Raw genomic sequence first — 23,850 nt, forward strand, 5'->3', positions numbered from 1 at the left:
GCTATGCTTCTCTATAAGGCTATCGTCTTTCTTCCGCTGATCGGTTCGATCATCGCTGGCCTGTTTGGCCGCCAGATCGGCGCCAAGGCTTCGGAATACATCACCAGCGGCCTGATGGTGATCGTTGCCATCCTTTCGTGGATCGTCTTCTTCAACGTCGCGCTCGCCCATGGCGAAGGCCAGGAAGTGATCAAGGTTTCGGTGCTTCGCTGGATCCAGTCCGGCGGCATCGACGTCGAATGGTCGCTGCGCATCGACACGCTGACCGCCGTCATGCTGGTCGTCGTCAACTCGGTATCGACGCTGGTGCACATCTATTCGATGGGCTACATGCACCACGATCCCCATCGTCCGCGCTTCTTCTCCTACCTGTCGCTCTTCACCTTCGCCATGTTGATGCTGGTGACGTCCGACAACCTGCTGCAGATGTTCTTCGGCTGGGAAGGCGTGGGTCTGGCATCGTATCTGCTGATCGGTTTCTGGTTCAAGAAACCATCTGCCAATGCTGCTGCCATGAAGGCCTTCATCGTCAACCGTGTCGGCGACTTCGGCTTCATTCTCGGCATCTCGGGCCTTTTCGTTCTCTTCGGCTCGATCAATTTCGAAACCATCTTCGCCGCCGCGCAGACCTATCTGCCGCACGAGGGCGCGGAAGCAAGCGAAGCCGTGATCAACCTCTTCGGCATGAACCTCGACAAGGGCCACGCCATCACCGCCGTCTGCCTGCTGCTCTTCATGGGCGCGATGGGTAAGTCGGCTCAGTTTCTGCTGCACACTTGGCTGCCGGACGCGATGGAAGGCCCGACCCCGGTTTCGGCACTTATCCATGCCGCAACCATGGTTACCGCCGGCGTCTTCCTTGTCGCCCGCATGTCGCCGCTGTTCGAACTGTCGCCGGATGCGCTGACGGTCGTCACACTGATCGGTGCGATCACCGCCTTCTTCGCCGCGACCGTCGGTCTGGTTCAGAACGACATCAAGCGCGTCATCGCCTATTCGACCTGTTCGCAGCTTGGTTACATGTTTGTGGCGCTTGGAGTAGGGGCCTACGGCGCCGCCGTGTTCCACCTGTTCACGCACGCTTTCTTCAAGGCCCTCCTGTTCCTTTGCGCCGGCTCGGTCATCCATGCCGTCGATGGCGAGCAGGACATGCGTTACATGGGCGGTCTGCGTCCGCACATCAAGGTGACCTTCCTGATGATGCTGATCGGTACGCTGGCTATCACCGGCGTCGGCATTCCGTTCACTCCGATCGGCTTCGCCGGTTACTTCTCCAAGGACGTGATCATCGAGGCGACTTATGCTTCGCATTCGCCGCTCTCGGGTTTTGCCTTCACGCTTTTGGTCATCGCCGCTCTGTTCACGAGCTTCTATTCCTGGCGTCTGATGTTCCTGACCTTCTTCGGCAAGCCGCGCGCATCTGCCGACGTCATGCACCATGTGCATGAATCGCCGCAGGTCATGCTCGTACCGCTCTACCTTCTGGCGATCGGTGCAGTTCTGGCAGGCTGGATCTTCGAAGGCCGCTTCTATGGCGAGGAGTATCTCGATTTCTGGAAGGGCGCACTGTTCACTGCGGAACACAATGAACTGCTGCACGAGTTCCACCACGTGCCGGCCTGGGTTGCCCTCAGCCCGTTCATCGCGATGGTCCTTGGCTTCGTTACCGCCTGGTACATGTACATCAAGTCGCCTTCGACCCCGAAGAAACTGGCCGAACAGCATCGCGTTCTCTACCAGTTCCTGCTCAACAAGTGGTACTTCGACGAACTCTACGACTTCCTCTTCGTTCGCTCCGCCAAGGCTCTTGGCCGCTTCCTCTGGAAGAAGGGTGACATCGGGATCATCGATACCTACGGCCCGAACGGCGTTGCTGCCGGGGTTGCTGACGTAACCCAGAAGGTCGTCCGGCTGCAGTCGGGCTACCTCTACCACTATGCCTTCGCGATGCTGATCGGTATCGCCGCCCTCGTTACCTGGATGATGCTCGGGAGTTCCTTCTGATGACCGACTGGCCTATTCTCTCGACGGTCACCTTTCTGCCGCTTGTCGGCATTGTGCTCCTCCTCCTGACGCGTCAGGATTCTGCCCAGGGTCGCCGCAACATTCTCAATGTCTCGTTGCTGACCACGGTATTTACCTTTGTGGTCTCGCTCTTCATCTGGATCGGTTTCGACAATTCGAACCCGGGCTTCCAGATGGTCGAGAAGCATGAGTGGCTTGCCACCGGCATTTCCTATCATGTCGGCGTCGACGGCATTTCGATGCTCTTCGTCATCCTGACCACGCTGCTGATGCCGTTCTGCATCCTGGCAAGCTGGCTCTCGGTCGAGAAGCGCATCAAGGAATACATGATAGCCTTCCTGTTGCTCGAGACGCTGATGATCGGCGTGTTCGTCTCGCTGGACATCGTTCTCTTCTACGTGTTCTTCGAAGCAGGCCTGATCCCGATGTTCATCATCATCGGCGTCTGGGGCGGCAAGGATCGCGTCTACGCATCCTACAAGTTCTTCCTCTACACGCTGCTCGGCTCGGTGCTGATGCTGCTCGCCATCATGGCAATGTACTGGGATGCCGGCACGACCGACATCACGCTGCTCCTCGGCCACAAGTTCCCGGCCGGCATGCAGACATGGCTATGGCTTGCTTTCTTCGCATCCTTCGCCGTGAAGATGCCCATGTGGCCGGTTCACACCTGGCTTCCGGATGCGCACGTTCAGGCGCCGACCGCAGGCTCGATGATCCTGGCCGGTATCCTGCTGAAGCTCGGCGGCTACGGCATGCTGCGCTTCTCGCTCCCGATGTTCCCGCTCGCATCCGACTACTTTGCGCCGCTGGTCTTCACGCTTTCTGTCATTGCTATCATCTACACCTCGTTGGTGGCGCTGATGCAGGAAGACATGAAGAAGGTCATCGCTTATTCGTCGGTTGCGCACATGGGCTATGTGACGATGGGTACCTTTGCCGCCAACACGCAGGGTGTGCAGGGCGCGATCTTCCAGATGATCAGCCACGGCTTCGTTTCGGCCGCGCTCTTCTTCTGCGTCGGCGTGATCTACGACCGTCTTCATACCCGCGAAATCGCGGCCTATGGCGGCCTTGCCAACAACATGCCGAAATACGCCGTCGCGTTCATGATCTTCACCATGGCGAACGTCGGCCTTCCGGGTACTTCCGGTTTCATCGGTGAATTCCTGACCCTGATCGGCGTCTTCCGCGCCAACACCTGGGTTGCCTTGTTTGCCGCCACTGGTGTTATTCTCTCGGCTGGCTACTCGCTCTGGCTCTATCGCCGGGTCGTCTTCGGTGCGCTTGAGAAGGACAGCCTGAAGGCTATGCTGGACCTTTCGCTTCGCGAGAAGCTGATCCTCTATCCGCTGATCGCGCTCACCATCTTCTTCGGCGTCTATCCGGCTCCGATCTTCGATGCGACGGCTGCGTCGGTGGAGCTTCTGGTGAACAACTATTCCACGGCTATCGAGGCGGCACGTAACGTGGCGCTTGCAGTGAACTGACGACAGGATCCCTTGGACATGACCGCTGAAACACTCCTTGCAAGTCTGCATCTGGTCACGCCGGAACTGATCCTCGCGGTTGGCGCGCTGGCGTTGCTCATGATTGGCGTCTTCGCCGGCGAAAAGTCGGCGACGACGGTAACCGGCCTTGCCGTGGCATTGCTCATCATCTCCGGCGTCTGGCTGGTGCTCGTGCCGGCAGAAGGTTCCGCCTTCGGCGGCGCCTACGTCGCGGACGGCTATGCCCGCTTCATGAAGGTGCTGGCGCTGATCGGTTCGATCACTGCAATGATCATGGCCGTAGGCCACGCCCGCTTCGATCACCTCGACAAGTTCGAGTTCCCGGTTCTGCTGGTTCTGGCGACACTCGGCGTGATGCTGATGATCTCCGCCAGCAACCTGATTTCGCTCTACCTGTCGCTCGAGCTTCAGTCGCTGGCGCTCTACGTCGTCGCTGCGATCAACCGTGACAGCCTGCGCTCGACGGAAGCCGGCCTGAAGTACTTCGTTCTCGGCGCGCTGTCTTCGGGCATGCTGCTCTACGGCATGTCGCTGGTCTACGGCTTCACCGGCAATATCGGCTTCGCCGAAATCGCCGGCGTGCTGGCAAACGGCGGTGCTTCGCTCGGCGTGGTCTTCGGTCTCGTCTTCGTGCTCGCTGGTCTCGCATTCAAGATTTCTGCCGTGCCGTTCCACATGTGGACGCCGGACGTTTACGAAGGCGCGCCGACCCCGGTCACCGCATTCCTGGCCGCAGCCCCGAAGATCGGTGCCATGGCGATCCTGGTGCGTATCGTCATCGATGCCTTCCAGCCGATCTTCGACCAGTGGCAGCAGATCATCGTCTTCATCTCGATTGCCTCCATGCTCCTCGGCTCCTTCGCCGCGATCGGCCAGCGCAACATCAAGCGACTGATGGCGTATTCGTCCATCGGTCACATGGGTTACGCACTGGTTGGTCTCGCTGCAGGCAACGAGACCGGTGTGACCGGCGTTATCGTCTATATGATGATCTACCTGTTCATGACGCTCGGCACCTTCGCCTGCATCATGGCCATGCGTCGCAAGGAAGGCGGCAATGTCGAGAACATCGACGATCTCGCTGGCCTCTCGACCACCAAGCCTTTCATGGCCTTTGTGCTGACAGCCCTGATGTTCTCGCTGGCCGGTATCCCGCCGCTGGCAGGCTTCTTCGGGAAGTACTTCGTCTTCGTCGCCGCCATCGAAGCCAAGCTCTACGCTCTCGCCATCATCGGGGTGCTGTCTTCGGTCGTCGGCTGCTTCTACTACCTCCGCGTCGTGAAGGTCATGTGGTTCGACGAGGCCAAGGGTGAGTTCACCCGGATCGCCGGCGAGCTTCGTCTCGTCTTCGGTCTCTCCGGCCTGTTCGTCGTCGGTTATGTTCTCTTCGGTGGTCCGCTCGGCACCGCCGCGGAGGCTGCAGCCAAGACGCTCTTTAATTGAGCGTGGCTGGCAAAGAGGGCCGGATTTCGCTCGACGATTTCCGGCACGAAGCGCTGGGCGCCGTTGCGTCGACCAATACGGAATGTCTCGCCCGCGCTCGCGCGGGCGATTTCGGTTTTCTGTGGATCACCGCGGAAAGCCAGAGCGGCGGACGTGGACGCCGGGGCCGGCCCTGGATGTCCGAACCCGGTAATCTCTATGCGTCCCTGCTGCTGATCGATCCCGCACCCATGGAGCGGCTGACATCGCTGCCGCTTGCGGTCGCGCTCGCCGTGCATGGTGCGATCCGTCATGTGCTGCCAGCGGATGCGCCGCCGCTCGAGGTCAAGTGGCCGAACGACATCCTGATCGGCCGGCAGAAGACCTGCGGCATTCTCCTGGAGAGCGAGAGGCTGACCGATGGCCGGCAGGCGCTGGTGATCGGAATAGGAATCAATATCGCCAACAAGCCGGATGCCCCGGCCTATCCGGTGACGTGTCTGGCCGAGAATGGCGCGGCTGTCGCGCCGCAAGTGCTCTTTGCCCATCTCTTCTCGGAAATGGCGGATGTTTTGTCGATCTGGGACCGGGGGCGCGGCATCGCCGATGTCGTCGCGCTGTGGCGCAAGGTCGCTTGCGGTATCGGTGAAAAAATCACGGTAAACCTGCCGGACCGTTCGATTTCCGGCCACTTTGCCGGAATCGATGATAAGGGAATGTTGATACTCGACCGCGGCCCCGACGGGCACATGGCGATCGCCGCCGGCGATGTTTTTTTCGGGTGAGATGGAATTAGAAGAGTAATGGCGAAGAACGAAGAACTGGTATTTCTGCCGCTGGGCGGTGTTGGCGAAATCGGCATGAACCTGGCGCTTTACGGCTATGGAACGCCGTCAAACCGGCAGTGGATCATGGTCGATTGCGGCGTCACCTTTCCCGGACCGGAACTGCCGGGCGTCGATCTCGTCCTGCCCGATATCAGCTATATCGAGGCGGAGAAGAGGAACCTCAAGGCGATCATCATCACGCACGCCCATGAGGACCATTACGGTGGCCTGAACGACATCTGGCCGGGCCTCAACGTGCCGGTCTACGCGTCTGGCTTCACAGCGGGCATGCTGGAAGCCAAGCGCGACTACGAGGGCTCCCGCGCCGATATTCCCGTCACGCCGTTCAAGGCGGGCGATGTCATCAATGTCGGTCCCTTCTCCATCGAAGCCGTCGGCGTCAACCATTCGATCCCCGAACCGATGTCGCTGGTGATCCGCACACCGCTGGGTAATGTCGTCCATACCGGCGACTGGAAGATTGACCACAATCCGTCGCTCGGTCCGCTGACCGACGAAGCCCGGTTCCGCGCCATTGGCGACGAGGGCGTTCTGGCCCTGTTATGCGACAGCACCAACTCCATGCGTGACGGCGTTTCCCCCTCGGAAGAGGAAGTGTCAGAGGGCCTGCGCAAGATCATCGAGACAGCCGAGGGCCGGGTGGCGATCACCACTTTCTCGTCCAATGTCGGCCGTATCCGCTCCATCGCGCAGGCTGCGGAGGCTGCCGGCCGCGAAGTACTGTTGCTCGGCAGCTCGCTGAAGCGCGTCGTCGCGGTCGCCAACGATCTCGGGCTGATGGAAGGCCTCAAGCCCTTCATCGCGGAGGACGAGTTCGGTTTCATCCCGCGCGACAAGGTTGTGATTATCCTGACTGGTTCCCAAGGGGAGTCGCGTGCAGCGCTCGCAAAGATTTCGCGAGACGAGATGCGGCATGTTGCGCTGACATCGGGCGACACCGTCGTCTTCTCCTCGCGTACCATTCCCGGCAACGAGAAGGCGATCCTTGAGATCAAGAACGGTCTGGTGGAGCAGGGCATCCATATCGTAACCGACAGCGAAGCGCTGGTGCATGTCTCGGGACATCCGCGTCGCAACGAGCTTCAGCAGATGTACGAATGGACGCGGCCGCAGATCCTCGTGCCGGTTCATGGCGAAGCCGCGCATCTCATGGCTCAGATGGAACTCGGCCTTCAGTCCGGCATCAAGACCGTGCCGCGCGTTCGCAACGGCGATGTCCTGCGCCTCGCGCCCGGTCCCGCTGAGGTGATCGATCAGGCGCCGTTCGGCCGCATCTACAAGGATGGCAAGCTGCTCGGCGATCTCGACGAAATGGGCATTTCGGGTCGTCGCAAGCTTTCCTATGTCGGTCATGTCGCGGTCAACGTGCTGCTCGACAGCCGCTATGAATTCGTGGGCGATCCTGACGTCGTTCCTTTCGGTTTGCCGGAATACGACGACGAGGGTGAATCCATGGAGGATACGCTCTATGACGCCGTTCTCGGCGCGGTGGAGAGCATTCCGAGAGCGCGCCGCAAGGATCTCGACACCCTGCGCGAAGCGATTCGTCGTGCCGTGCGTGGAACCGCCAACGAGGCATGGGGCAAAAAGCCGATCGTCACCGTGTTCGTGACGAAAGTCTGAGTGACGGGCGGCGGCGCGCTGGTATAGGTTCGCGCCGCTTCACTTTCAGGAGATTGTCATGCTCGGACGAGTAAACCACGTCGCTATCGCCGTACCGGATCTGGCAGCCGCAACCGCTTCCTATCGTGATACTCTCGGAGCCCGCGTCTCCGAACCGCAGGCTTTGCCTGAACATGGCGTGACGGTTGTCTTCGTAGAACTGCCGAATACCAAGATCGAGCTGCTGGAACCGCTCGGCGCGGATTCACCGATCGCGGCTTTCCTCGCAAAGAACCCCGGCGGCGGCATGCATCACATCTGCTATGAGGTCGAGGACATTGTGGCCGCGCGTGATCAGCTTGCCGCAGGCGGCGCGCGTGTTCTGGGTGGTGGCGAGCCGAAGATCGGTGCCCATGGAAAGCCCGTGCTTTTCCTGCATCCAAAAGACTTTTTCGGCACATTGATCGAGCTCGAGCAGATCTGATCGAGCCTCTTCCGTTTGCCCGAAGGCCCGCGCTGGCTTATATCTCGTTGGCAGCCGGGTCGACCTGATGAGCCCGGATAAAAACGGGAGCCCCATCGATGCAGTTCGTGTCTGCCTTCGCCGTCTATTTCGTCATCTGGTGGATTACGCTTTTTGCCATCCTGCCGATCGGCATGAAGACGCAGGCCGAAGCCGAAGAAGTGGTTCCCGGCAGCATCGAAAGCGCGCCGGCTCATTTTCGCGGCGGCAGGGTCGTGCTGTGGACGACGCTGGTTTCGGGCCTGATCTTCGGAGGCTGGTATGCGGCCTCTACCTGGTTCGGCCTTGGCATGGACAGCCTGCCGAACATTGTTCCCAAATTCGATTGATGAGAGAGTGCGGGCCATCAATGGCGTGGTCGTCTGATGTCGGTGAAAGGCAAAAAAAAACAAGGTCCGAAGACCTTGTTTCAATTATCGCGTGATCCTTCACCAATTAAGGGGCTGCGAACTAGCGCGCCTAAGATCTGATCCTCCCAAGACTTGACCGCGAAGTCGACAAGAATTTAAGCTTCCTGCCTCTTTTGTGAGCTGAAATTAGCTCAAGAAGTGCGCCTTGTCACTATATTTTTTGCAATTTTGCTACAGTTACCAAAAAAAATCTCCCCGGACGCAAATGTCGCAGCTTTGACATAAAACCTGCGTCCGCCTGCCGTTTCGAAGCGCCAACGCGATGTTCGGGGATGGTCGTGGAGCCGACCCGTTGCCTCGCCCGATGCGGGTTTTCTTCGGGTGAGGAAACCGCTATGTACGCTTCGGGAAACACCCTCGTCATCGCTGATTCCGCCAGTTTGGCGGGAAAACCAACGTCTGGAACCCTGTTATGCGTCTGTCGCGCTACTTCTTGCCGATCCTGAAGGAAAACCCGAAGGAAGCCGAAATTGTCTCTCACCGTCTTATGCTGCGCGCGGGCATGGTCCGTCAGCAGTCCCAGGGCATTTACTCCTGGCTGCCGCTCGGCAAGAAGGTCCTCGACAAGGTCAACGGCATCATCCGCGAAGAGCAGAACCGGGCAGGCGCGATCGAGCTTCTGATGCCGACGCTGCAGTCGGCCGAACTCTGGCAGGAAAGCGGTCGCTATGAGGCCTACGGCAAGGAAATGCTGCGCATCAAGGACCGGCAGGATCGTCCGATGCTCTACGGCCCGACCAACGAAGAAATGGTCACGGACATCTTCCGTTCCTATGTGAAGTCGTACAAGAACCTGCCGCTGAACCTCTATCACATTCAGCTGAAGTTCCGTGACGAGATCCGTCCGCGCTTCGGCACCATGCGCTCCCGCGAATTCCTGATGAAGGATGCCTATTCCTTCGACCTGACCCGCGAGGATGCGATCCACTCCTACAACAAGATGTTCGTCGCTTACCTGCGCACCTTCGCGCGGCTCGGCATGCGCGCTATTCCGATGCGCGCCGACACAGGCCCGATCGGCGGCAACCACAGCCACGAATTCATCATCCTCGCCGACACCGGTGAATCGGAAGTCTTCAGCCACAAGGCGTTTGTCGATTTCGATATCCCGGCTGAGAATACCGATTTCGATGATGTTGCGGGCCTTCAGACGATTTTCGACAAGTGGACATCGGTCTATGCCGCCACGTCGGAAATGCACGACGAAGCGGCCTTCAATGCCATACCGGAAGGCGAGCGCCTTTCTGCGCGCGGCATCGAAGTTGGTCACATCTTTTATTTCGGCACCAAGTATTCCGAGCCGATGGGCGCCAAGGTGCAGGGGCCGGACGGCAAGGAACACCCTGTCCACATGGGTTCCTACGGTATCGGCCCGACCCGCCTTGTTCCTGCCATCATCGAAGCATCGCATGATGAGAATGGAATCATCTGGCCTGCTTCGGTCGCTCCGTTCGATTCGGTGGTCATCAACATGAAGGCCGGCGACGAACAGTGCGACGCGGTCTGCGAGCGGCTCTATCAGGCGCTTTCCAATGCCGGCAAGGACGTGCTCTACGACGACACGGACGACCGCGCCGGCACGAAGTTCGCCACTGCCGACCTGATCGGCGTGCCGACCCAGGTGATCGCCGGTCCTCGCTCGGTCGCCAATGGCGAAATCGAACTGAAGGACCGAAAGACCGGTGCCCGCGAGACGATGACCGTCGAAGCGGCCATCAACAAGCTGATCGGCTGACGGCCGGGACGAGGAGACCAAATGACGAGTGCAGTCGCCGGCAACGCGACGGAAGCGGCTGGACAGGGTTCCGTCGGTCGCCCGTTCTCCGCCTTCGAGCGAATGGTTGCCTGGCGCTACCTGCGCGCCCGACGGAAGGAAGCCTTCATTTCGGTGATAGCGGGCTTCTCCTTTGTCGGGATCATGCTCGGTGTTGCGACGTTGATCATCGTCATGGCGGTGATGAACGGCTTTCGTACCGAACTGATCTCCCGCATTCTCGGTATTAATGGTCACATGATCGTGCAGCCGGTAGACGGCCCGCTCGATAACTATGCCGATCTCGCCCAGAAATTTTCCGCCATTCCCGGCGTGTCCATGGCGCTGCCGCTGGTCGAGGGGCAGACGCTCGCCTCTGGCCGCGCTGGCGCAGGAACGGGCGCTCTCGTGCGTGGTATCCGGCCTGACGACCTGACCAAGCTTTCGGAAGTCTCCAGCAATATCCGTCAGGGCGATCTGGTCGGCTTTGCGGCGGGGCAGGGTGTTCTGATCGGCTCACGCATGGCTTCGGAACTCGGCATCGGGGCAGGCGACACGATTACGCTCGTTTCACCGGAAGGCGATGTCACTCCGCTCGGGGTCAATCCGCGGGTTAAGTCATACCCGGTTTCCGGGGTGTTCGAGATCGGCATGTCGGAATACGATTCCTCGATCATCTACATGCCACTTGAGGAATCGCAGCTCTACTTCAATGCCGAGGGCATCGTTCAGTCGATCGAGCTGTTCGTTTCCAATCCGGATGCCATCGATGAGCTGCGTCCCAAGGTCGAGGAGGCTGCCGGCCGGCAGATCTTCATCACCGACTGGCGTCAGCGAAACCAGACCTTTTTCTCGGCCCTGCAGGTCGAGCGCAACGTTATGTTCATGATCCTGACGCTGATCGTGCTCGTCGCCGCGCTCAACATCATCTCGGGCCTCATCATGCTGGTGAAGGACAAATCGAGCGACATCGCCATCCTGCGTACCATGGGGGCGACCTCGGGTTCGGTGATGCGCATCTTCTTCATGACCGGTGCGGCGATCGGCACTGTCGGCACCTTCGCCGGCGTGCTTCTTGGCGTGATCGTCTGTGTCAACATCGAGTCCATCAGGCAGTTCTTCTCCTGGGTGTCGGGTACGGTCCTGTTCGATCCCCAGCTCTATTTCCTCAGCCAGTTGCCGGCCGACATGAATGTCGGCGAGACGGTTTCCGTCGTCGTCATGGCGCTTAGCCTATCCTTCCTGGCGACGATCTTCCCGGCTTGGCGCGCCTCGCGCCTCGATCCGGTCCAGGCCCTGCGCTACGAATAAGGAACCGTTCCGATGGCCTCCAAGACCGTTCTTTCGCTTACCGGTATCGACCGCCAATACGGGCAGGGGGAAACCGTTCTCAACATCCTGAAGGGTGCCGATTTCAGCCTTCGCCGCGGCGAGACCGTCGCGCTGGTCGCGCCATCGGGAACCGGCAAATCGACACTGCTGCACGTGGCCGGTTTGCTGGAACATCCGGATGCGGGCGAGGTTACGATTGGTGGTGTCGCCTGTCAGGGGCTCTCCGATGACCGGCGCACGGCCATCCGCCGCAATTCCGTCGGCTTCGTCTACCAGTTCCATCATCTGTTGCCGGAATTCTCCGCTCTGGAGAACATCATGATGCCGCAGCTGATTGCCGGCCTCTCCAAGCAGGAGGCGCGTGAACGCGCCTCACAGCTCCTCGATTACATGCGTATCGGTCACCGTGGCGATCATCGTCCGGCTGAACTTTCCGGCGGTGAACAGCAGCGCGTGGCCATCGCCCGAGCCGTTGCCAATGCGCCGCTTATCCTGCTGGCAGACGAGCCGACCGGTAACCTTGATCCTGAAACGGCTTCCTACGTCTTTTCCGCATTGGAGGCGCTGGTCCGTCAATCGGGGTTAGCCGCTCTGATCGCCACGCATAACCATGATCTTGCGGCTAGAATGGACCGGTGCGTCACCCTCATTGACGGTAAGGTCGTAGATTACACCGCCTGATATCTGGCGAAGGGAAAGGCCATTCTTCGCCCTCCACTCCCGTTCTATCGATGGTTATCTTTGGATTGACCGCCACAGGCGCCGTCGCTCGCTTGGTGGTCTATTGCCTTGTCTTCGGACCGCCAATTTGCGGTGAAGCTTTCCTGCATTCATTTATCCCCGCTTTTTTTTGGTTGACATAAGAACATGAATAGAACAAAATAAGAACACAAAGAGTAAGGAGAGAGCCATGAGTGAAATTCTTCGTGATGTCGCCGCATTCGCCTCCATTACGATGTTCGTCGCCAGTGTGTCGGTGCTTCTGCTGGCGATCTGACGGCGATCGCATTTCTGTAGAGATTATCTTGGCTTTGCCGATGCGGTCTGGACTTCATTGATCTGTCGTCCGAAAATTGCATCGAGTCTTTGCAAGTTGAGGGTCGTACGGAATGGGTGAAATTGCCGCTGAGGAAGCCGCATCGGATGCCTTCGGGGGTAGTCCGGGGTTTGTTCACCTGAGGTTGCACTCAGCCTATTCGCTGCTCGAAGGCGCCCTGCCGCTCAAGAAAATCCTAGGCAAGGCCGTTGCCGATAGTCAGCCTGCCATCGCGATTACGGACACTAACAATCTGTTCGTGGCGCTTGAGTTTTCGCAAAAGGCAATCGGAGACGGGATTCAGCCGATTATCGGCTGCCAGATGTCGATCGATATGGAAGATGCCGAGGGTGAAAAGCGCCCGGGGCAGGTCTCCGGATATCCATCCATCGTGATGCTTGCGGCAGATGACCAAGGGGCCGAACGCCTCGTCGATCTCGTCAGCCGGGCCTATCTCGGCGGAGATTCAAGTCAGGCTGTGCATATCAGCGTTTCCTGGCTGGAGGAACGGGGGACCGAAGGCCTTATTGCTCTGACGGGTGCCTCCAAGGGGCCGGTAGACGTCGCTCTGAGGGAGGGGCATAGACCGCAGGCGGAATCCCGTCTTTTGACGTTGAAGCGCTTGTTCGGCGATCGGCTTTATGTCGAACTGCAGCGTCACGGCGAATATGATCGGGGTCACGAACGCCGCATGGTGGCGCTTGCCTATGAGCACGATCTTCCGCTGGTTGCGACGAATGAGGCCTTCTTTCCGACCAAGGCTGATTACGAGGCCCATGACGCCCTGATGGCGGTTGCCCATAACGCGATCGTGTCGGACGACAGCCGTTTCCGCCTGACCCCGGATCATTATCTCAAGAGCCGCAAGGAAATGTGCGAGCTTTTTGCCGATTTGCCGGAGGCGTTGGAAAACACGATCGAGATTGCAAAGCGTTGCTCGTTCATCGTCGATACTCGCAAACCCATCCTGCCGCGCTTTGCTGGCGTCGGCTCTGACCCGGAAGAGGCGGAGAGGGCCGAAGCCGAAGAGATGCGTCGTCAGGCGGTCGAAGGCCTCGACCGGCGATTGGCGGCCCTCGGCATGGCCGAGGGGTTCGAGGAAAAGGACTATCGCGAGCGCTTGGAGTTCGAGCTTTCGATCATCGAGCGCATGAAATTTCCGGGCTACTTCCTGATCGTTGCGGACTTCATTAAGTGGGCCAAGCAGCACGACATCCCCGTCGGTCCTGGCCGAGGTTCTGGTGCAGGGTCGCTGGTAGCCTATGCGCTGACCATCACCGACGTCGATCCGTTGCGTTTTTCGTTGCTATTCGAACGCTTTCTCAATCCGGAACGCGTCTCGATGCCTGACTTCGATATCGATTTTTGTCAGGATCGTCGTGAAGAGGTGATCCGCTACGTTCAGCAGAAGTACGGGCGCGAACAGGTGGCGCAGATCATCACTTTCGGTTCGCTGCAGGCGCGCGCTGCCTTGCGCGACGTCGGCCGCGTACTCGAAATGCCTTACGGTCAAGTCGATAAGATCTGCAAGCTTGTGCCGAACAACCCGGCCAACCCCACGCCGCTTTCCAAGGCGATCGAGGAGGAGCCGAAGCTGCAGGAAGCGGCTGAGGAAGAACCGGTTGTGGCGCGTCTTCTCGATATCGCCCAGAAGATCGAGGGGCTCTATCGCCACGCTTCGACCCATGCTGCAGGTATCGTGATCGGGGACCGTCCCTTGTCGAAACTCGTGCCGATGTATCGAGACCCGCGTTCCGATATGCCGGTCACCCAGTTCAACATGAAGTGGGTCGAACAAGCGGGTCTCGTAAAGTTCGACTTTCTGGGCCTGAAGACACTGACTGTCTTGAAGACTGCGGTCGATTTTGTTCGCCGTCGTGGTATCGAGATTGATCTCTCGGCGATTCCTCTCGACGACAAGAAGACCTATGAGATGCTCTCGCGCGGCGAGACGGTCGGCGTGTTTCAGGTGGAAAGTGCCGGCATGCGCAAGGCGCTGATCGGCATGAAACCCGACTGCATCGAGGACATCATTGCGCTCGTGGCGCTCTATCGTCCCGGTCCGATGGAAAACATTCCGGTTTACAACGCACGCAAGCATGGCGAAGAGGAAATCGAGTCGGTCCATCCGAAGATCGATTACCTGCTCAAGGAAACCCAGGGCGTTATCGTTTACCAGGAACAGGTCATGCAGATCGCACAGGTGTTGTCGGGCTATTCGCTCGGCGAAGCCGACCTGCTGCGCCGTGCCATGGGTAAGAAGATCAAGGAGGAGATGGACAAGCAGCGAGCCCGTTTCGTCGATGGCGCCGTCGAAAACGGCGTGTCGAAGAACCAGGCCGATGTCATCTTCGATCTCCTGGCCAAATTCGCGAATTACGGCTTCAACAAGTCGCATGCGGCCGCCTATGCCATCGTTTCCTACCAGACGGCCTATCTGAAGGCTCATTATCCTGTCGAGTTCCTTGCCGCGACCATGACCTACGATATGGCGAACAGCGAAAAGCTGAACGACTTTCGTCAGGATGCGGGTCGTCTCGGCATCGCCGTCATTCCTCCTTCGGTACAGACCTCCTACCGGCGCTTCGAGGTTGGTGAAAACCGTATCTATTACGCTTTGGCCGCCATCAAGGGTGTGGGGGATTCCGCTGCAGAGCACATCGTCGAAGTCAGGGGCGACAAACCATTTGCTTCCATCGAGGATTTCTGCCTGCGCATCGATCCGAAGCAGATCAACCGGCGCGTCTTTGAAAGCCTCATTTCGGCTGGAGCCTTCGATTGCTTCGGTCATGACCGCGCCGAACTGGTCAACGGTCTCGATCGCGTCCTCGGTTATGCTCAACGTGCGCAGGAAAACGCCGTTAGCGGTCAATCGGACATGTTCGGTTCGGGCGGGGCGAGCGGGCCGGAAAAGATTGCTTTCCCGACTTACAATGCCTGGCTCCCTTCAGAAAAGCTTCTGCGCGAATTTCAGGTTCTCGGTTTCTACCTGACCGCTCATCCACTCGATTCCTATCGATCGCTCCTGGAAAAGATGCGCGTGCAGACTTTTGCGGATTTTTCCCAGTCGGTACGGCAGGGAGCGACCGCCGGACGTCTGGCGGGCACGGTCACGTCGCGTCAGGAGCGCAAGACCCGCACCGGCAACAAGATGGGCATCGTCACGCTGTCGGACTCCTCCGGCCAGTATGAAGCTGTGCTGTTTTCCGAGGGGCTCAATCAGTATCGCGATCTGCTCGAAGCGGGAAAGTCGCTGGTCATCACCGTTCAGGCGGATGAACGCCCCGAGGGCATCGGTCTGCGTATCCAGACGGCTCAGTCGCTCGAGGAGAAATCGGTCCAGATGCAGAAGGCATTGCGCGTCTATGTTCGTGACAGCGGCCCCCTGAAAACCGTCGCCGCGCATCTCAATACGCGCGGTGACGGTCTCGTCTCCTTCATAGTCATAAAGGAAGACGGCAAGCGGGAGATCGAGGTGGAGCTCACTGAGAAGTACCGGATCTCGCCGGAAATTGCGGCTGCCATGCGGGCCGCCCCGGGCGTGGTGGACGTCGAGCTGGTGTGATTGATGGTGGCCTGGTGGATTGCCCGGCCATGCGCCATCAGTATTGCTCGTGCGTTCCGTCGATTAAGAACCGCCCGAGGTTTCCGGTAACGCCGACAGGCAGAGAGCTTGTCGGCGATTTCGCTATCAACCTTTCCGTGACCGATGGGTGAGTGTGATGAAGTCGGTGCCCTGGCCGGTCTCCGTGCTGATGCCATCGTCCGAAATGGTGATCGAACTACCTTCGCTCAGCATTCCTTCGATGCGGTGGCGAATGTCTTCCGGAATATGGATGCGGTCGAGCGCGCTCGCGGCACCGTGAAGCGCGGGATCCCCTGCCGGTTCGGTAATGCCGAGGCGCTTCATCATTTTCGGCGGTAGGTCATTTTCAAGCGTCACCGCATGCCATTCGGCCTTACCTGAAAGACGGCTGACGTCCGTGGCTTCGAGAAAATGCGTCCCGAGAGCGATCTCCGGGTTGGTAATGCTGATTGGAGCCTCGAAGACCGGTTTGAAATCCTGCCGGACCATGATCTGCCCGCGCGGAGGTTCCCCGCGACCCGCGCTCTTGTAAAGAGCTTCGATGAAGTCCGGCGTGATGAGTTCTCCCTTGGTGGAAAGCCCTTTCCAACGCTTGAAGCCGTTGACAGCTGAAATGGTCAGCGCGCCGATGTGACCATCTGGTACGCCTGCGTCGAAGCCAAGTTCTGCCAACACTTGCTGTGCATCCAGAACGGTTTCGCGCATGCCGCGACGCGTAATGAGAATCCTCAGGGGCGACGGCTCTTCCAGGATAACCTTGGCGGAGGCGCCGGCCTTCGGCATGACGTCCGCCATTGCCACCTGGACCGGTTTGAAGGAAGCGTCGATGGTCGTCGGACGGAGTTGCGCGTCTGATAGCAGCATGCCATCCGATGCCGGTATGCGCGGTGAGAACAGTGTACGGTGACTGATGCTTTCGGGGCGCACAGGATCATCTGTGATGATCACATGCGCACCACGCTCCGTCATGGAGAACAGCGCCTTGGCAAAGTTGCCCGGCAGACGCACGCAGCCATGGGAGGCCGGGTAGTTTGGTACGCTGTTCGATTCATGAAGGGCGACACCCGACCATGTAATTCGCTGCATCCAGGGCATGGGCGCATTCGAATAGAGATTGGATTCGTGATACTTGCGCTTTTCGAGGATCGAGAAGATCCCTGACGGCGTCGTGTGTCCCTGTTTGCCGGTTGAGACCTTCGAGGTAGCCACGATTTGGCCGCCATCGTACACGACAAGCGACTGGTCGGTCTTGGAGACGAAGATCTGGAGGGTGCCGCCATTGCCTGCAAGGGCAGGGGAAATGAGTGCGGACGCAGAAAGAAGGCCGAGGGAAACGGCAAGGGACTTGAACATACTAAACGATCCCATACGCAATACAGATACGGCTAAAATAGTTGCCGAAGTTTAAGGAAAGTTTGAAGAGCGATCGTGCATCACAACCTTGTGTCTGACGAACACGGTCAGCCCGTGTCTTGCCGCCATGATCTCGACGGTTGTCTGCAGGATCGGTTTCAGGCGATTTTTCCGCGTCGGTTGTTCGCAAGAAAGAGCTGGGGGCTTGCAAGCGCGAGAAGAAGTGCTGCAAGCGGCATGCAGAAGCCGTAGCCGAGATGTTTGAAGCCGAGAGCGCCCACAAGGCCACCGAGCAGGAACATGCCGACGACTCGCAGAAGGATCCGCAGCTTGCGCATGTCGGGCTGCACGGGTGGCTGTATGGACTGCCGGTCGAACAGCCGGTAGACGAGCTTGCCGAGCTCGATGCCGATGTCGGTCACCATGCCCGTCATATGCGTAGTACGGATGCGCGCGCCGGAGATCTTGGTGATCGTCGCGTTCTGCAGGCCCATGATGAAGCACAGCAATGCGGCCACCCACACACCCGCCTGTGGGATGTGGCTAATGACGGAGCCTATGCCCCCGAAATTCAGCAGCAGCACCGCCTCTAGCGCTATCGGGTAGGCATATTGTTTGCGACGGGCATTCCTGCGGCCCCAATTGATCAGGATCGCTGAACTTCCGGCCCCAGAGGTGAAGCTCAGGAGCATCATTAATCCGGCTCCGACCAGTGTGAATAGGCCGAGCGCGAGATTGTCGGCGATCGACGAGATGACGCCTGACATATGCGAGGTGTATTGCCCGATCGCGAGAAAGCCGCCGGCATTGGTGGCGCCTGCCACGAATGCCAGCAGCGCCCCGAGCAGAAGGTCGTTCGGCCCCGTGCGGGCATGGGCGACGACGGTTCGGAAGATGCGAAACTGCGGATGGCGATGCAGGGGCTGGTTCATAGGATCAGGTTGCCGACTCAGGCGTGTCGATGAAACGGATGCAGGATGTCTTCTACGATATACGAGCAGGGCAGTTGCGCGAATTCAAGTTTTAACCTTTGTCGCGTCCAGCCGTTTGCGACGTGGGCAACCTAAGTCGTTCGGGCTGCGAAAACGCGCTCGGGGAAGTGGAAAGCGACACGGGTGACCTTGAGGTTATTCGAATGTAGTAGTGTTCGCCGCCGGCTCCTGCTTGTCGTAAATCCGGGTGCATGCAATCATTTTCCGGCAGGCGTCGAGGGGGAGCGATGGCATGCAGGTTGAGGTGATCGATACGCCGTCGGGTTTCGAGGACGTTAAGTCGGCGTGGGACGCGCTGTTCGCGCGTGATCCCGATGCGCATTGTTTTCTGTCATGGAATTGGATGGCGCACTGGTTCGAGCGTGCCGGTGCATGGAGCGTCCTTGCCGTCAGGGAAAACACGGACGGGCGCTATATCGCGTTTCTCCCGCTTCGCCGTCGCACGGATTTTTCCGAAGAATCGGGCTTCTCCACCAGCCTCCTTATGGGCGGGTCCTATTTCGCTGTATACACGGGGTTTCTCTGTGATCCGCAGCACGAGGATACCGCGATCCCGGCTTTGGCAGAGGCCCTGTGTCGGGCGCCATGGCGGCAGCTTGATTTCCATGATGTCTTCATGTCCTCGCAGCGCGTCGAATTGCTGTTCCGGTGTCTGCAGCAGAAGGGCTACACGATCGACAAGGCCGAACGTCCGCGACATGTCACCGACAATGGGGACCGGATCGATCACGATGTCTATGCCTATGTTGATCTTCCGCAGGACTTCGAAACCTATCTCATGACCTCGCTCGGTAGCCGCACGCGCCAGGATGTGCGGCGCGCGCTCAGGGATCTCGACGATCCGGTCAACGATCTGCGCGTGATGGAGGCGGATGCCGACACGATCGATACCCACCTCGCATTCTTCTACGATCTCTGGGGGAGACAGTGGCTGGCTGGCCAGCCGAAATATGCGACCTGGCTTCTGGAATGTGCACGTCACATGCTTCCGAACAGCTATCGCGCCGGCGTTCTGCGTGTCTTCGCGCTGTGGCAGGGCGGCAGGCCACTAGCAGTCCATATCTATCTCATCGACGTACCACGGCGGCAATTCGTCTGCTTTCTGGTGAGCCGGGATCTGTCGTTTCAGAAACCCTCTCCAGGGCTCCTGCTGCATGCCTGCGTCATCCGTCAGGCGATTGCAGAGGGTTTCGTTTCTTACGATCTCGGCACAGGTGATTTTGCCTACAAATTCAGGCTGGGAGCGGGACGACGCACCATCGAACGGTTCCGCATCCTTTCACCTGTGAGCGATGATCTTGAGCGGGTGCTGGATGACGCAAGTCTGCCCGCTGTCCAAGAGCGGGTGGAGAGGTTCCTGCGGTCAGGCGACATGGCAAAGGCGGAGTTGGGCTTGCGGCAGGCAGCTCGGCGATGGCTCGCCGAGCCGGTATTCAAGGAGCAGGCAGAGCGGTTGGAGGCGCTGAAACGCCACGCCGGTGATTTTGCAAATGCCTCGGCCCGGCACCGCGAAGGTCATCTCGACGCGGCCGAGCGCGAGTATCGCAACATCCTCTCGTTGGTTCCCCGTCATTTCGGCGCTCTACATCAGCTCGGCGTCGTATGCCTACAGCGCGGCGAGGCGCATGTGGCGAGGGACTGGATCCGGCAGGCGCTCGATATCCGGCCGGACTCGGCGCCGGCACTGTGCAACTATGCCAATGCCCTGATGGCGCTGAAGGATTTTCCGGCCGCGATAAAGACCTACGATCGAGCGCTTTCCATCGATCCCGCCCATGCCGCTTCCCTTTACGGGCGTGGTGGCCTGCTGAAGAGCGTTGGCCGGTTGGATGAGGCGTTACGGGACTTTCGAGCGTTGCTTTCGCGCCAGCCATCCCATCCGGGCGCGGCTGCAGCTTGTGCCGTACTGGAGCAAGTCGTCGCGACGCAGCGCGGCGAGGAGCCCAGTATGGCTGCCGAGCCGGGGTCTGCCTGACCTTCATCCCGGCTTGAACCGTTACGGGTCATCTCTCTATCGTCAGTATGACCCAAAGAGAGGGCCGAGGATTATCTACATGCGCGGCTACTTGTTTCCGCGGTCGAAGGTGTAGCCCGTCTGCACGGCGCCCTTGCCGAATTTGTCACGAAGCTTGTCCATTGCAGCTTCGGCCTTGGCGCGCCGGCCCGCCTGTTGGTCGATCAGGTCCGGTGGATCGGCGGTTGCGTCGCTGGTGAGGTCCGTGACGCCGATACCGATCAGGCGGTAGCGCGTACCGTCGGTTTCCCTTTCGAGCAGCGAAAGCCCTGTGCGAAAGATCCTGTCGGCAAGCTGGGTGGGATCATCAAGCCGGCGGTTACGCGTGCGTCCCTTGAAGTCGGCGGTCTTCAGCTTCAGCACCACCGTCTGGCCTGCGATCTCGCTCTTCTTGAGACGCCATGCGACCTTCTCGGACAGTGAGCGCAGATGTACGACGAGGTCGTCGTGGCGCCAGATATCCTCGAAGAACGTGGTTTCGGCAGAAACGCTCTTTGCCGGGTCGTTGAGGTGGACTTCCCGGTCGTCGATACCGCGTGAGAGGCGTGAGAGCCGCTGGCCGATCGTGCCGTAGCGTCGCATTAGGTCGGTCTCGTCCATTTCCTGCAACTGGCCGATGGTGCGGATGCCGTCCTTCTCCAGTGTGGCGGCAAAGGCCTTGCCGACGCCCCAGATTGTGGTCACCGGCCTCGGGGCCAGGAAGGAGACAGCTTCCTCCTCGCCGATCACTGAAAAACCACGCGGCTTTTGCAGGTCCGAGGCGACCTTCGCCAGAAACTTGCAATAGGAGAGGCCGACCGAAACGGTGATGCCGATTTCCTGCTCGACCTTGCGGGCGAAGCGGGCCAGAACCCGCGCCGGCGGGTCGTGATGCAGCCGCTCGGTGCCCCTGAGTTCAAGGAAGGCTTCGTCAATCGACAATGGCTGGACGAGCGGAGTCAGTTCCTCCATCATTCCCCGGATCTGCCGGCCGACGCGGGCATATTTCTCCATGTCCGGTTTGATGACTACAGCCTGCGGACAGGCCTCCAGCGCCTTGAACATCGGCATCGCGGAGCGTACGCCATGAATGCGGGCGATATAGCAGCAGGTTGACACGACACCGCGCTTGCCCCCACCGACGATCACCGGCTTGTCCGCGAGTTCCGGGTTGTCGCGTTTCTCCACCGACGCGTAGAAGGCATCGCAGTCGATATGGGCGAGCGTCAGGTTGTAGAGTTCGCGATGATAGACGAGCCTCGGGCTGCCACATGCCCTGCAACGTCTTAATCCCTCCGGCTGCCCGCGCAGGCAGTCGCGACAAAAGCCCGGAAATTCTGCGTTTTCGGTCGTCATGATTGAGAACAAAGATTGAACATTGCAAGATTAGGCGCTAGCTTTCCTCCTGACAAGTGAGGGGACTGAACTATGCAGGGAGAATTCTTGGCCCGTCCGTTGACGCCGGATCTCTGGACGGATTTCGAAGCCGTCATGGGGCCTCAGGGTGCCTGTTACGGTTGCTGGTGTACCTATTTCCGGATGCCGGCAGCGGAACGGAAAGAGGCATCCGCTGCCGAAAAGAAGGCTTTCATGAAGGCTCGGGTCGAGAGGCAACGGCCACCCGGCGTCATCGGTTATATCGATGGAGAGCCCTTCGGCTGGGTACAGGTCGGCCCGAGGGCGGATGTCCCAAACTGGAATTCACCGCGCACCGTGTCGCGTCCACTGGAAGAGGCCGATGCGGAGGATCCCGCAGTCTGGGCCGTCAGTTGCTTCATGATGACGAACAGGAGGAGAGGGCAGGGACTGAGCCATGCCCTGCTGGGTGCCGCCGTGCAGTTCGCTAGGGAAAGCGGCGCACGTCTTCTTGAGGGCTGTCCCATGGAGCAGGCGAAGCAATCGAAGTCGGTCAGTCTCTTCGTAGGGCCGAGCAATATCTTTGCCGCAGCAGGCTTTAGGGAGGTGGCCCAGCGCAAGGCCGGACGTCCGCTGATGCGGCTGTCGCTCAGCGGTGCGGTTTAGCCGGTGATGTGAGCGCCGATGATGGCGCGGGCTTCCATCCACCCTTGCGCCTTGCGCACATGATCGCCGGCAGCAAGCGCGAATTTGTGGATTTCAACCGGCGGGGGCAGATGAACGAGAAGACATTCCGGAACATGTTCGCCGACCGAATGGAGGTTGGACACCATGTCGTCGATAAAGGCAACCGGAAGGGGGCGACCGCCATGCAGACGATTGACGAGAGGCCCCTTGGCCTGATCCGCCGCGATCATCGGATAGCACAGGCCGAACCGGTCGAGCAGTTGGCGGCGGGCGAGGGTATGTTTCGGCGGCATGGCAGTGAGAAACACCAGGTCAGCTTCCCGGCTGATGCTGCCGAGCGCTTCAACGGCCTCGGCGAAAGGCGTTTGCCACTCTTCCTGAAGGGCGAAAAAGGTTTCGATGAGGGAGGTGACGACGTCGGCCTCGACGATGGTCTCGTCCGTAACATTGACGATATTTCCATGCAGTCGGAAGGACCGGGGAATGAGGCGATGCCCACGGCTCTCGAGAAAGGCCCCGAACGGGGTGACGAATTCAAGCACCACATCGTCCACGTCGCAGACGACGAGCGGGCGGTCGGTGAGGGGGATTGTCCCGAGGTCCGGATCCATTCAATATTCTCCCGAGCCGAGGGTCGGACCGGTGTAGTGATACGCGGCACTTACCACATCTTCCGGCGCGGTTCCCGTCGCCTCGCAGAAGGCGATCAGCGTCGGTTCGTGCGCCATCAGGAAATCCAGCATGCCGGCGAGAAAGGCGGGGTCAGACATCGACTGGCGCAGTTGGTCTGGCCTCGTGCCGGAAAGCGCGAGAAACCGACCGAGCATGTCAGGCTCGTTGGCGAGCCATGCTAGCACCGAGACCGCGGTTTCTTCGGGGTTTGCGCCTATATTACTGTTTTTCATCATGGCTTTCCGTATTTCCGTGCCGAGTTACCTATTTCTCAACCAAATCACCTTAGCATGCCATGACACGGAAAGTGCAGACTGCTGTCGGTAATTGACCTCCTGCAGGGGCGCCGGACGGGATCGAAGGACTGGTTTATGCCCAAGAAGGTAATGATTGTCGAAGATAATGAGCTGAACATGAAGCTCTTCCGCGATCTTATCGAAGCCTCCGGTTACGAGACGATCCAGACGCGCAATGGCATGGAAGCGCTCGATCTCGCCCGCAAGCACCGTCCCGACCTGATCCTGATGGACATTCAGCTTCCGGAGGTTTCCGGACTGGAAGTGACCAAGTGGTTGAAGGAAGATCCGGAACTGCATGTGATCCCTGTCATTGCGGTCACGGCCTTTGCCATGAAAGGTGACGAGGAACGCATTCGTCAGGGTGGCTGCGAGGCCTATGTCTCCAAGCCCATCTCGGTGCCGAAATTCATCGAGACGATCAAGACCTATCTCGGCGACGCTTGAGGGAAG

19 protein-coding genes are annotated in these 23,850 nt (G+C 59.4%); 14 read left to right on the forward strand and 5 right to left on the reverse strand.

Annotation, left to right across the window (positions count from 1 at the left end; translation table 11 throughout):
* The first annotated feature begins 3 nt into the window (after window positions 1-3).
* From nuoL to dnaE, 11 genes are all read left to right on the forward strand, one after another.
* A complete protein-coding gene (gene nuoL / locus H4I99_RS19510; protein WP_163904860.1) occupies window positions 4-2,004 on the forward strand; it encodes an NADH-quinone oxidoreductase subunit L in 2,001 nt (666 codons plus the stop codon).
* Window positions 2,004-3,515 carry an NADH-quinone oxidoreductase subunit M gene (locus H4I99_RS19515; protein ID WP_163904862.1) on the forward strand — a complete coding sequence of 504 codons (1,512 nt, stop codon included), beginning with the start codon at window positions 2,004-2,006 and terminating at the stop codon, window positions 3,513-3,515. The genes nuoL and H4I99_RS19515 overlap by 1 nt, the downstream gene beginning before the upstream one ends.
* Before the next feature lie 18 nt (window positions 3,516-3,533).
* Complete coding sequence (nuoN, locus tag H4I99_RS19520) at window positions 3,534-4,979, forward strand: NADH-quinone oxidoreductase subunit NuoN (protein ID WP_163904864.1); 1,446 nt, start codon at window positions 3,534-3,536, stop codon at window positions 4,977-4,979.
* Window positions 4,980-4,981: 2 nt separating this feature from the next.
* Window positions 4,982-5,743: a biotin--[acetyl-CoA-carboxylase] ligase gene (locus H4I99_RS19525; RefSeq protein WP_425314395.1), complete on the forward strand. Its 762-nt coding sequence runs from the start codon at window positions 4,982-4,984 to the stop codon at window positions 5,741-5,743.
* An 18-nt stretch (window positions 5,744-5,761) separates the two neighbouring features.
* Window positions 5,762-7,429, forward strand: a complete 1,668-nt coding sequence (locus H4I99_RS19530; protein ID WP_163904868.1) for a ribonuclease J — start codon at window positions 5,762-5,764, stop codon at window positions 7,427-7,429.
* Window positions 7,430-7,487: 58 nt separating this feature from the next.
* Window positions 7,488-7,892: a methylmalonyl-CoA epimerase gene (gene mce / locus H4I99_RS19535; RefSeq protein ID WP_163904870.1), complete on the forward strand. Its 405-nt coding sequence runs from the start codon at window positions 7,488-7,490 to the stop codon at window positions 7,890-7,892.
* 98 nt (window positions 7,893-7,990) lie between these two features.
* On the forward strand, window positions 7,991-8,260 hold the full coding sequence (locus H4I99_RS19540; RefSeq protein WP_163904872.1) for a DUF1467 family protein: 270 nt from the start codon (window positions 7,991-7,993) through the stop codon (window positions 8,258-8,260).
* Between the two features lie 493 nt (window positions 8,261-8,753).
* On the forward strand, window positions 8,754-10,076 hold the full coding sequence (gene proS / locus H4I99_RS19545; protein WP_163904874.1) for a proline--tRNA ligase: 1,323 nt from the start codon (window positions 8,754-8,756) through the stop codon (window positions 10,074-10,076).
* A 21-nt stretch (window positions 10,077-10,097) separates the two neighbouring features.
* Window positions 10,098-11,405, forward strand: a complete 1,308-nt coding sequence (locus H4I99_RS19550) for a lipoprotein-releasing ABC transporter permease subunit (RefSeq protein WP_163904876.1) — start codon at window positions 10,098-10,100, stop codon at window positions 11,403-11,405.
* 12 nt (window positions 11,406-11,417) lie between these two features.
* Window positions 11,418-12,107: an ABC transporter ATP-binding protein gene (locus H4I99_RS19555; protein WP_163904878.1), complete on the forward strand. Its 690-nt coding sequence runs from the start codon at window positions 11,418-11,420 to the stop codon at window positions 12,105-12,107.
* 428 nt (window positions 12,108-12,535) lie between these two features.
* Window positions 12,536-16,027, forward strand: a complete 3,492-nt coding sequence (gene dnaE / locus H4I99_RS19560; RefSeq protein WP_163904880.1) for a DNA polymerase III subunit alpha — start codon at window positions 12,536-12,538, stop codon at window positions 16,025-16,027.
* A 126-nt stretch (window positions 16,028-16,153) separates the two neighbouring features.
* Here the strand turns inward: dnaE and H4I99_RS19565 are convergent, their stop codons facing one another.
* Window positions 16,154-17,401 carry a L,D-transpeptidase family protein gene (locus H4I99_RS19565; RefSeq protein WP_163904882.1) on the reverse strand — a complete coding sequence of 416 codons (1,248 nt, stop codon included), beginning with the start codon at window positions 17,399-17,401 and terminating at the stop codon, window positions 16,154-16,156.
* Window positions 17,402-17,559: 158 nt separating this feature from the next.
* Window positions 17,560-18,333: a YoaK family protein gene (locus H4I99_RS19570; RefSeq protein ID WP_163904884.1), complete on the reverse strand. Its 774-nt coding sequence runs from the start codon at window positions 18,331-18,333 to the stop codon at window positions 17,560-17,562.
* A 292-nt stretch (window positions 18,334-18,625) separates the two neighbouring features.
* Here H4I99_RS19570 and H4I99_RS19575 point away from each other — a divergent pair, with 292 nt between their 5' ends.
* On the forward strand, window positions 18,626-20,368 hold the full coding sequence (locus H4I99_RS19575; RefSeq protein WP_163904886.1) for a GNAT family N-acetyltransferase: 1,743 nt from the start codon (window positions 18,626-18,628) through the stop codon (window positions 20,366-20,368).
* An 87-nt stretch (window positions 20,369-20,455) separates the two neighbouring features.
* Here H4I99_RS19575 and H4I99_RS19580 read toward each other — a convergent pair whose 3' ends face one another.
* Window positions 20,456-21,742, reverse strand: a complete 1,287-nt coding sequence (locus H4I99_RS19580; RefSeq protein WP_163904888.1) for a DNA polymerase IV — start codon at window positions 21,740-21,742, stop codon at window positions 20,456-20,458.
* Window positions 21,743-21,814: 72 nt separating this feature from the next.
* Here H4I99_RS19580 and H4I99_RS19585 point away from each other — a divergent pair, with 72 nt between their 5' ends.
* Entirely contained in the window at window positions 21,815-22,408 is a 594-nt protein-coding gene (locus tag H4I99_RS19585; RefSeq protein ID WP_163904890.1) for a GNAT family N-acetyltransferase, read from the forward strand.
* Here H4I99_RS19585 and H4I99_RS19590 read toward each other — a convergent pair.
* Both H4I99_RS19590 and H4I99_RS19595 read right to left on the reverse strand, forming a co-directional pair.
* Complete coding sequence (locus H4I99_RS19590; protein ID WP_163904892.1) at window positions 22,405-23,040, reverse strand: hypothetical protein; 636 nt, start codon at window positions 23,038-23,040, stop codon at window positions 22,405-22,407. The two genes, H4I99_RS19585 and H4I99_RS19590, sit on opposite strands and share 4 nt — an antisense overlap.
* The gene (locus H4I99_RS19595; RefSeq protein WP_163906261.1) at window positions 23,041-23,334 is read right to left on the reverse strand and encodes a DUF3572 domain-containing protein; all 294 of its coding nucleotides are present in this window, start codon (window positions 23,332-23,334) and stop codon (window positions 23,041-23,043) included.
* A 138-nt stretch (window positions 23,335-23,472) separates the two neighbouring features.
* Between H4I99_RS19595 and H4I99_RS19600 the strand changes: the two genes are divergently transcribed.
* Complete coding sequence (locus H4I99_RS19600; RefSeq protein WP_099057498.1) at window positions 23,473-23,844, forward strand: response regulator; 372 nt, start codon at window positions 23,473-23,475, stop codon at window positions 23,842-23,844.
* The last annotated feature ends 6 nt before the right edge of the window (window positions 23,845-23,850 follow it).

Origin of the sequence: Paenirhizobium daejeonense (assembly GCF_014280875.1) — a bacterium.
GTDB classification, from domain to species: Bacteria; Pseudomonadota; Alphaproteobacteria; order Rhizobiales; family Rhizobiaceae; genus Allorhizobium; species Allorhizobium daejeonense.